The organism is Streptomyces sp. NPDC050534 (assembly GCF_044457745.1).
In the GTDB taxonomy this organism is placed as follows: domain Bacteria; phylum Actinomycetota; class Actinomycetes; order Streptomycetales; family Streptomycetaceae; genus Streptomyces.
In genome coordinates this window covers 17,294-26,319 of the sequence record NZ_JBITHF010000012.1, presented here as the reverse complement: position 1 = coordinate 26,319, position 9,026 = coordinate 17,294, and the positions used below count along the sequence as shown (strand labels likewise).

The following is a 9,026-nucleotide window of genomic DNA, read 5'->3' as shown; positions in this document are numbered from 1 at the left end:
GATGACGCACTCCTTCTGTGACCGTGTGCACAGAAGGGCTCGTGATGCGGAGGAGGTCACTCCTCGCGAGGCCCCTGCGGCGAGGGGATCCCGGAGGCCGGCCCGTCCGCCGCGATCCGGCGCAGTACGTCCGGCCGCCGGATCAGCAGCGCACGGCGGCCCGTGACGACCGCCTCCTTGTCCCGCAGCTCACGCAGCAGCCGCTGCACCATCTCCCGGGACGCGCCCACCGAGCCCGCGAGCTCCTGCTTGCTCAGGGGTACGGCGAGTTCGATGCCCTCCTCGGTACGGCGGCCGTGGGTGCGGGCCAGGTCCAGCAGCAGGACGGCGAAGCGCTCCCGCACGCTCATCGACGCGAACTCCAGGCGGCGCCGGTCGGCGGCCCGGGTGCGGTCGGCGGTCAGCCCGAGCAGGGCCAGGGAGACGGCGGGGGAGCGGCTCAGGAAGTCCGTGAAGCGCTCGTGCTCCACGGCCACCGCCCGCACCGGCTCCAGCGCTGTCACGGTCGCCGACCGCGGCCGCCCGGTGAGTGCTGCCGACTCCCCGACGATGTCACCGGGGCCGCGCAGCGCGAGCAGCGCCTCGTAACCGTTGGCCGCGGAGGCCGTGACCTTGGTCCAGCCGTGCACCAGGAAGAGCACGTGGGAGGAGGGCTCGTGCTGGTGGATGAGGACCATGCGGGCCGTGAAGTCCAGATGGCGGCCGAGCACGAGCAGCGCCGAGCGGTCCCCGCTCTCCAGCCGCGCCAGAAAGGGCACCCGGTCGTCCAGGCCCCCGTCGTCCGGTGGGTGCACCGCCGTCCTCGTCACGCTCGTCCCCCGATTCCCCGCACTGCCCTCGCAGCGGGCAGATCAACGTACTGAAAGCGCGATCGCGCCGGAGACGAAAGAGCGCGAACCGGCCAACGACGCGAAATGATCTGCAGCGGGTGGAGGCGACGTGTCCCCTACGCCCTCTGTGCCCGAAACACCGGTTCGGCGCATCATGGAGGGACTCGGGGGGTTCGGGGAGGTGCTCCGTGTCGAATCCGACGCCTTGGCAGCCGTGGCAGACGGGACAGGGTGCTCCACAGCCGTGGCAGGCCCAGAGCCCTCCGTCCATGCTCGCCTCCCACGCCGACCGTGAGCGGGCCGTGGACGTACTGAGAGCCGGGTACGGGGAGGGGCGGCTGGAGCATCACGAGTTCGAGAAGCGGGTCGCGCGTGCCTATGCGGCGCGCACGGTGGGGGAGCTGGCCGTGCTGGTCGCCGACCTGCCCGCGGGCCCTGTGCCGCAGCCTGCGGCCTCCTTGGCCGTGCCACAGACGTTCCAGCCGGTCGTACGGCGCCAGACGAACGCCAAGGCCATCGGAGCCGCCGTCTGCGGCCTGCTGTGCCTGCCGACGATGGGGCTGACGGGCATACCCGCCGTCATCCTGGGGCACACGGCACGGAACGAGATGGAGCGCACCGGAGAGGCCGGCGAGGGTCTCGTCCTGACCGGACTGGTGCTGGGCTGGCTCTCGACCGCCGGCTGGGCGCTGGTGCTGACCCTGCTCCTCGCGGTGTCCCTCGCCTCCGGATGACGGCCGCCGCCGTGGCGAATCGAAGATCAACAGCGTGCATGGTCTTGACATGGAACGTACGGCGATGCGGGTGAGGCCCATTTGTTTTGACCGCAGCGAATGAGGTAGGTACGCTCAGACCTTGTGCCTGGGGTGTGCCCTGGCTCTCGTGCGTGCCTTCAAACCGCATAGCGAGCTGTGAGCGGCCACCGTAATCTGTGCTCTTTTCGCCTCGCGGCGGGAGTTCGCCGGATTCGACACACCCGACCGCGTGGGTCGGCGACGTTCCAGGTTAGCTTCACCATTCGGCACACAGAAACCGGAGAAGTAGTGCCTACGATCCAGCAGCTGGTCCGTAAGGGCCGGCAGGACAAGGTCGAGAAGAACAAGACGCCCGCACTCGAGGGTTCCCCTCAGCGTCGTGGCGTCTGCACGCGTGTGTTCACGACCACCCCGAAGAAGCCGAACTCGGCCCTGCGTAAGGTCGCGCGTGTGCGTCTGACCAGCGGGATCGAGGTCACCGCTTACATTCCGGGTGAGGGACACAACCTGCAGGAGCACTCCATCGTGCTCGTGCGCGGCGGCCGTGTGAAGGACCTGCCGGGTGTTCGCTACAAGATCATCCGTGGCTCCCTCGACACCCAGGGTGTCAAGAACCGCAAGCAGGCCCGTTCCCGCTACGGCGCCAAGAAGGAGAAGTAGAAATGCCTCGTAAGGGCCCCGCCCCGAAGCGCCCGGTCATCATCGACCCGGTCTACGGTTCTCCGCTGGTGACGTCGCTCATCAACAAGGTGCTGCTGAACGGCAAGCGCTCCACCGCCGAGCGCATCGTCTACGGCGCCATGGAAGGTCTCCGCGAGAAGACGGGCAACGACCCGATCATCACGCTGAAGCGCGCGCTGGAGAACATCAAGCCGACCCTCGAGGTCAAGTCCCGCCGTGTCGGTGGTGCGACGTACCAGGTTCCGATCGAGGTCAAGCCCGGTCGTGCCAACACGCTCGCGCTGCGCTGGCTCGTCGGCTACTCCCGCGCCCGTCGCGAGAAGACCATGACCGAGCGTCTGCTCAACGAGCTTCTCGACGCCTCCAACGGCCTTGGTGCCGCTGTGAAGAAGCGCGAGGACACGCACAAGATGGCCGAGTCCAACAAGGCCTTCGCGCACTACCGCTGGTAGTCGCTACCCACATCGAGACCGAGAGAAGACTGAAGCCTTATGGCTACCACTTCACTTGACCTGGCCAAGGTCCGCAACATCGGGATCATGGCCCACATCGACGCGGGCAAGACGACCACCACCGAGCGGATCCTGTTCTACACCGGCGTCTCCTACAAGATCGGTGAGGTCCACGACGGCGCCGCCACCATGGACTGGATGGAGCAGGAGCAGGAGCGTGGCATCACGATCACCTCTGCTGCCACCACCTGTCACTGGCCGATGGAAGACGTCGACCACACCATCAACATCATCGACACCCCGGGTCACGTCGACTTCACCGTCGAGGTGGAGCGCTCCCTGCGCGTGCTCGACGGTGCCGTGACGGTGTTCGACGGCGTCGCCGGTGTCGAGCCGCAGTCCGAGACGGTGTGGCGTCAGGCGGACCGCTACGGCGTTCCGCGCATCTGCTTCGTCAACAAGCTCGACCGCACCGGTGCCGAGTTCCACCGCTGTGTCGACATGATCTCTGACCGCCTCGGCGCTCAGCCGATCGTGATGCAGCTGCCGATCGGTGCCGAGGCCGACTTCAAGGGCGTCGTCGACCTCGTGACGATGAAGGCCCTCGTGTGGTCCGCCGAGGCCACCAAGGGCGAGATGTACGACACCGTCGACATCCCGGACACCCACGTCGAGGCTGCCGAGGAGTACCGCGGCAAGCTGCTCGAGGCCGTGGCCGAGAACGACGAAGAGATCATGGAGCTGTACCTGGAGGGCACCGAGCCCACCGTGGAGCAGCTGTACGCCGCGATCCGTCGTATCACCATCGCGTCCGGCAAGTCCCAGGACACCACGGTCACCCCGGTGTTCTGCGGCACCGCGTTCAAGAACAAGGGCGTCCAGCCCCTGCTCGACGCGGTCGTGCGCTACCTCCCCTCCCCCCTGGACGTCGAGGCCATCGAGGGCCACGACGTGAAGGACCCGGAGACGGTCGTCAAGCGCAAGCCGTCCGACGACGAGCCGCTGTCGGCGCTGGCGTTCAAGATCATGAGCGACCCGCACCTCGGCAAGCTCACCTTCGTCCGGGTGTACTCGGGGCGCCTGGAGTCCGGCACGGCCGTGCTGAACTCCGTCAAGGGCCGCAAGGAGCGCATCGGCAAGATCTACCGCATGCACGCGAACAAGCGTGAGGAGATCGAGTCGGTGGGCGCCGGCGACATCGTCGCGGTCATGGGTCTGAAGCAGACCACGACCGGCGAGACGCTGTGCGACGACAAGAACCCGGTGATCCTGGAGTCCATGGACTTCCCGGCGCCGGTCATCCAGGTCGCCATCGAGCCCAAGTCGAAGGGCGACCAGGAGAAGCTGGGCGTCGCGATCCAGCGCCTGGCCGAGGAGGACCCGTCCTTCCAGGTCCACTCGGACGAGGAGACCGGCCAGACCATCATCGGTGGTATGGGCGAGCTGCACCTCGAGGTGCTGGTCGACCGTATGCGCCGTGAGTTCCGGGTCGAGGCCAACGTCGGCAAGCCGCAGGTCGCGTACCGCGAGACGATCCGCAAGGCCGTCGAGCGCGTGGACTACACCCACAAGAAGCAGACCGGTGGTACCGGTCAGTTCGCCAAGGTGCAGATCGCGATCGAGCCCATCGAGGGCGGCGACGCCTCGTACGAGTTCGTGAACAAGGTGACCGGTGGCCGTATCCCGAAGGAGTACATCCCTTCGGTGGACGCCGGTGCGCAGGAGGCCATGCAGTTCGGCATCCTCGCGGGCTACGAGATGACCGGCGTGCGCGTCACGCTGATCGACGGTGGCTACCACGAGGTCGACTCCTCCGAGCTCGCCTTCAAGATCGCCGGATCGCAGGCCTTCAAGGAGGCCGCGCGCAAGGCCAGCCCCGTGCTGCTCGAGCCGATGATGGCCGTCGAGGTCACCACGCCCGAGGACTACATGGGTGAGGTCATCGGCGACATCAACTCCCGCCGTGGTCAGATCCAGGCCATGGAGGAGCGGGCCGGTGCCCGCGTCGTGAAGGGCCTCGTGCCCCTCTCGGAGATGTTCGGTTACGTCGGCGACCTGCGCAGCAAGACGTCCGGCCGGGCCAGCTACTCCATGCAGTTCGACTCCTACGCCGAGGTTCCGCGGAACGTCGCCGAGGAGATCATCGCGAAGGCCAAGGGCGAGTAACGCACCGCGTTAACGCACCGCGTTTCCACGCCTTAGGCTTGACTCCGGAGCCTGTCGGGGCATTCCTCCGCAATTGTGGGGAATGCCCCGGGGCCCGGGCACTAACAGCAAAGATCACCTGGCGCCGATGAAGTAAGGCGTACCAGAACCACTCCCAGGAGGACCCCAGTGGCGAAGGCGAAGTTCGAGCGGACTAAGCCGCACGTCAACATCGGCACCATCGGTCACATCGACCACGGTAAGACGACCCTCACGGCCGCCATTACCAAGGTGCTGCACGACGCGTACCCGGACCTGAACGAGGCCTCGGCCTTCGACCAGATCGACAAGGCTCCCGAAGAGCGCCAGCGCGGTATCACCATCTCCATCGCGCACGTCGAGTACCAGACGGAGACGCGTCACTACGCCCACGTCGACTGCCCCGGTCACGCGGACTACATCAAGAACATGATCACCGGTGCTGCCCAGATGGACGGCGCCATCCTCGTGGTCGCCGCCACCGACGGCCCGATGCCGCAGACCAAGGAGCACGTGCTCCTGGCCCGCCAGGTCGGCGTTCCGTACATCGTCGTCGCCCTGAACAAGGCCGACATGGTGGACGACGAGGAGATCCTGGAGCTCGTCGAGCTCGAGGTCCGTGAGCTGCTCTCCGAGTACGAGTTCCCGGGCGACGACCTTCCGGTCGTCAAGGTCTCCGCGCTCAAGGCCCTTGAGGGTGACAAGGAGTGGGGCCAGACCGTCCTCGACCTGATGAAGGCCGTCGACGAGTCGATCCCGCAGCCCGAGCGTGACGTCGACAAGCCGTTCCTGATGCCGATCGAGGACGTCTTCACGATCACCGGTCGTGGCACCGTCGTCACCGGTCGTATCGAGCGTGGTGTCCTCAAGGTCAACGAGACCGTCGACATCATCGGCATCAAGACCGAGAAGACCACCACCACGGTCACCGGCATCGAGATGTTCCGCAAGCTGCTCGACGAGGGTCAGGCCGGTGAGAACGTCGGTCTGCTGCTCCGCGGCATCAAGCGCGAGGACGTCGAGCGCGGCCAGGTCATCATCAAGCCGGGCTCGGTCACCCCGCACACCGAGTTCGAGGCGCAGGCCTACATCCTGTCCAAGGACGAGGGTGGCCGTCACACGCCGTTCTTCAACAACTACCGCCCGCAGTTCTACTTCCGTACGACGGACGTGACCGGCGTCGTGACCCTCCCCGAGGGCACCGAGATGGTCATGCCGGGTGACAACACCGAGATGAAGGTGGAGCTCATCCAGCCCGTCGCCATGGAGGAGGGCCTGAAGTTCGCCATCCGTGAGGGTGGCCGGACCGTGGGCGCCGGCCAGGTCACCAAGATCAACAAGTGATCTTGGCCCGCGAGGGCTGACCAGGCAGGTCTCTGAAGGGCCCGTACGACTTCGGTCGTACGGGCCCTTTCGGTTGTCCTGTGAAGGCTCGGCGAACTCCGCGGGACACCTGGTCGAGAGTTGCGCCAACTCACCGTCGACCATGTGCCGAATGTTCCTGTTTGCTCGCTTCGGGGTGCATGTGAGGCCCTAGCGTGAAGGGGCCGACAGCAAGACAGGGGATGATCGTTGATGTCCGTGACGGTGGACCGGCCGACGCAGCAGCTGCGCAGGGTGGAGGTCCTCCGGACCGCCGCCCCGCTCCGCCGTGAGCGCCCACGGCTGTACGCCATCGACGGTCTGCGGCTGGTCGCCGCGCTGATGGTCGCCGTGCACCACTACGCCGGCAGCCGGCGCGTGGACCAGCCGGCCAACCCGGTCTGGGACCGGCCGGTCTCCGAGATCATGCCGACGGTGTTCCACCTCGCCGCCTACGGCTGGATCGGCGTCGAGATCTTCTTCGTGATCAGCGGCTTCGTCATCTGCATGTCGTGCTGGGGGCGCACCCCGCGGGAGTTCTTCGTCTCCCGGGTGATCCGGCTCTACCCGGCGTACTGGTTCGGCATCGTCTTCACCACGGCCTTCGTGATGCTCGTGCCCGGTGTCTGGGACCGGCTGAAGGTACGCGACATCCTGCTCAACCTCACGATGCTCCAGTCCGGTTCGGGCGTGGACAGCGTCGACGGCGTGTACTGGACGCTCTGGTCGGAGCTCCGCTTCTACCTGCTCTTCATGGCCGTGGTCGCCACCGGTCTGACGTACCGCAAGGTCGTCGTCTTCTGCTGTGTCTGGGGCGCGGCGGCGATGCTGGCCCCGGCCGCGGACCTCCCTCTGCTGACGCTGGCCGCAAACCCGGACGGCGCCTGGTTCTTCATCGCCGGCCTCGCCCTCTACCTCATGCACCGGTTCGGCCAGGACCTGCTGCTGTGGGGCATCCTCGCCATGGCGTGGCTGATGGGCCAGCGCGAACTGGGGCTCAGGATCGACGGCTTCGAGCACGTCTCCGGCTGGCGGGGATGCGTGGTGCTCTTCACCGCCTTCCTGCTCCTGATGGTCGCGATCGCGCTCGGCGCGACGGACCGCGTCCGCTGGAGGTGGCTGGTCACCGCGGGCAGCCTGACGTATCCGCTGTATCTGATCCACTACGTCGCCGGTACGACGCTGATCAGCCGGCTCCGCGGCACCACGGATCCCCGGCTGCTGGTCGCCCTGGTGATCACCGGGTTCCTGGTCCTGAGCTGGCTCGTGCACCGGTTCGTGGAGCGGCCGGTGGCGAGGCTGCTGAAGCGGGGTCTGGACGCCTCCTTCGCGCGGCTGCGCAGCGCGGAGGCGTAGGGGCCCGCACGACGCCGTCGCGCGGGCCCCGAGCCCTTGCTACGGCGTCACCACCTTGCCGCCGAACGTCACGGCCAGATGGCCGTCCGAGGCGAAGGACCAGCCGAGGGCGCCGCTGTAGGAGGAGCAGCGGGAGCCGTTGGTGCCGGTCCAGAACTGGTTGGAGCTGTCGGCGTCGCCGACCGTCTTGTCGTTCGAGCCGTCGACCGCGAACCGGCACGAGGTGTCGGTGCGGAACACCGACGTGCCCTTGTCGAAGGAGAAGTTGCGCTCCGCGTTGTCGATGCCGACGTTGTTCGAGATCGCCATCGTGCCGGGGTTGCTGTTGTAGGTGAACCCGTGATGGCCGTTGCGGTAGGCGATGCTGTGCCGCACGACGTGGTCGACCGCGATGTCGTCGCCGCCGAGCTTGTAGCCGTTGCGGTCGCCGTTGGAGTTCACGGTGCCGTCGCTGAGGGTGCCGTTGCCGTAGGAGAGCGCGTACTCGATGGTCACCGGGCCGATGGCACCGGTGTCGGTCTTGGTGTACAGGTCCCAGCCGTCGTCGATGTTGTTGTGGGAGACGTCGTAGCGGAAGACGTTCCCGGTGCCGGTGGTGAGCTTCGCGGCGAAGCCGTCGGCGTCCTCGCCGTCGGAGTCGGCGTTGTCGTGCGACTCCGAGCTCACGATCAGGTTGTTCGACGGCCACTGGCTGCTGGGCGTGCCGGAGGAGATCCGGCCCAGCTGGAGGCCCGTGTCGCGGTTGTACGCCGTCACCGTGCGCTCGACGACGTTGTTGCTGCCGCCGACGTAGATGCCGTTGTCGCCGGCGTGCTCGACGGTGAGGCCGTACAGGCGCCAGTAGTTCGCGTTGAGCTGGAGGCCGCGGTTGGACGAGCTCTCGCTCTGCGCCGAGAAGTCGAGCACCGGGGTCTCGCCCGGGTAGGCGCTCAGGGTGGTGCGGGCGCTCGAGGTGCCGTCGCTGCCGGCCGGGATCGTGATCGTCGAGGAGTAGGCGTAGGTGCCGCCGCGCAGATAGATGGTGCCGCCGGGCGCGATGCGGCTGATCGCCGTGGCCAGCGTCGTCGGGGCGGACTGGGTGCCTGCCGCGCCGGCGGTGCCGCTGGGCGACACGTACTGGGTGGAGCTCTCGGCCTGCGCCGGAGCGCCGGACAGCGCGACGAGTGCGCCTGCCAGCAGGCTGACGCACGCGATGACGGGTCTCACTTGCATGGTGGTGCCTCCGGGTTTGTCGTGACCAGGGCTGCCGTGCAGTGGAGAAAGCGCTTTCTCGGATCCTCGGACGGGACCGTAAGCGCTTGCTGTGGACGCGTCAATAGACGTGGACTTGATTCTCATTCACAAGGGTGAACGTACTCCGGGCTGCGGTGAGGGTGCGGGTTTGACCTGCGTCACCCTCGGGGTAT

At 67.1% G+C, this 9,026-nt stretch carries 7 protein-coding genes and 1 pseudogene; 6 read left to right on the top strand and 2 right to left on the bottom strand.

The annotated features are described in order from the left end of the window. Window positions 1-56 precede the first annotated feature (56 nt). Window positions 57-809 carry a Crp/Fnr family transcriptional regulator gene (locus tag ACIBN2_RS34130; protein WP_399140283.1) on the bottom strand — a complete coding sequence of 251 codons (753 nt, stop codon included), beginning with the start codon at window positions 807-809 and terminating at the stop codon, window positions 57-59. 209 nt (window positions 810-1,018) lie between these two features. Between ACIBN2_RS34130 and ACIBN2_RS34125 the strand changes: the two genes are divergently transcribed. The 6 genes from ACIBN2_RS34125 to ACIBN2_RS34100 all read left to right on the top strand — a co-directional run bounded on the left by ACIBN2_RS34125 (window position 1,019) and on the right by ACIBN2_RS34100 (window position 7,620). Then, the gene (locus ACIBN2_RS34125) at window positions 1,019-1,564 is read left to right on the top strand and encodes a DUF1707 and DUF4190 domain-containing protein (RefSeq protein ID WP_399140281.1); all 546 of its coding nucleotides are present in this window, start codon (window positions 1,019-1,021) and stop codon (window positions 1,562-1,564) included. A 309-nt stretch (window positions 1,565-1,873) separates the two neighbouring features. After that, a complete protein-coding gene (gene rpsL, locus ACIBN2_RS34120) occupies window positions 1,874-2,245 on the top strand; it encodes a 30S ribosomal protein S12 (protein ID WP_003948652.1) in 372 nt (123 codons plus the stop codon). A gap of 2 nt (window positions 2,246-2,247) precedes the next feature. Continuing rightward, a complete protein-coding gene (rpsG, locus tag ACIBN2_RS34115) occupies window positions 2,248-2,718 on the top strand; it encodes a 30S ribosomal protein S7 (RefSeq protein ID WP_003992340.1) in 471 nt (156 codons plus the stop codon). A 39-nt stretch (window positions 2,719-2,757) separates the two neighbouring features. Next, complete coding sequence (gene fusA / locus ACIBN2_RS34110) at window positions 2,758-4,884, top strand: elongation factor G (protein ID WP_399140279.1); 2,127 nt, start codon at window positions 2,758-2,760, stop codon at window positions 4,882-4,884. A 168-nt stretch (window positions 4,885-5,052) separates the two neighbouring features. Then, the gene (gene tuf, locus ACIBN2_RS34105) at window positions 5,053-6,246 is read left to right on the top strand and encodes an elongation factor Tu (RefSeq protein WP_399140278.1); all 1,194 of its coding nucleotides are present in this window, start codon (window positions 5,053-5,055) and stop codon (window positions 6,244-6,246) included. A 231-nt stretch (window positions 6,247-6,477) separates the two neighbouring features. Beyond that, entirely contained in the window at window positions 6,478-7,620 is a 1,143-nt protein-coding gene (locus tag ACIBN2_RS34100; RefSeq protein ID WP_399140276.1) for an acyltransferase family protein, read from the top strand. A gap of 39 nt (window positions 7,621-7,659) precedes the next feature. Here ACIBN2_RS34100 and ACIBN2_RS34095 read toward each other — a convergent pair. Next, window positions 7,660-8,745 (bottom strand): annotated as a pseudogene (locus ACIBN2_RS34095) (right-handed parallel beta-helix repeat-containing protein); the annotation flags it as partial. Window positions 8,746-9,026 lie beyond the last annotated feature (281 nt).

Bases quoted from the DNA above. Each gene is read 5' to 3' on its own strand.
- rpsG (WP_003992340.1), top strand. From the start codon at position 2,248: ATGCCTCGTAAGGGCCCCGCCCCGAAGCGCCCGGTCATCATCGACCCG.
- fusA (WP_399140279.1), top strand. From the start codon at position 2,758: ATGGCTACCACTTCACTTGACCTGGCCAAGGTCCGCAACATCGGGATC.
- ACIBN2_RS34100 (WP_399140276.1), top strand. From the start codon at position 6,478: ATGTCCGTGACGGTGGACCGGCCGACGCAGCAGCTGCGCAGGGTGGAG.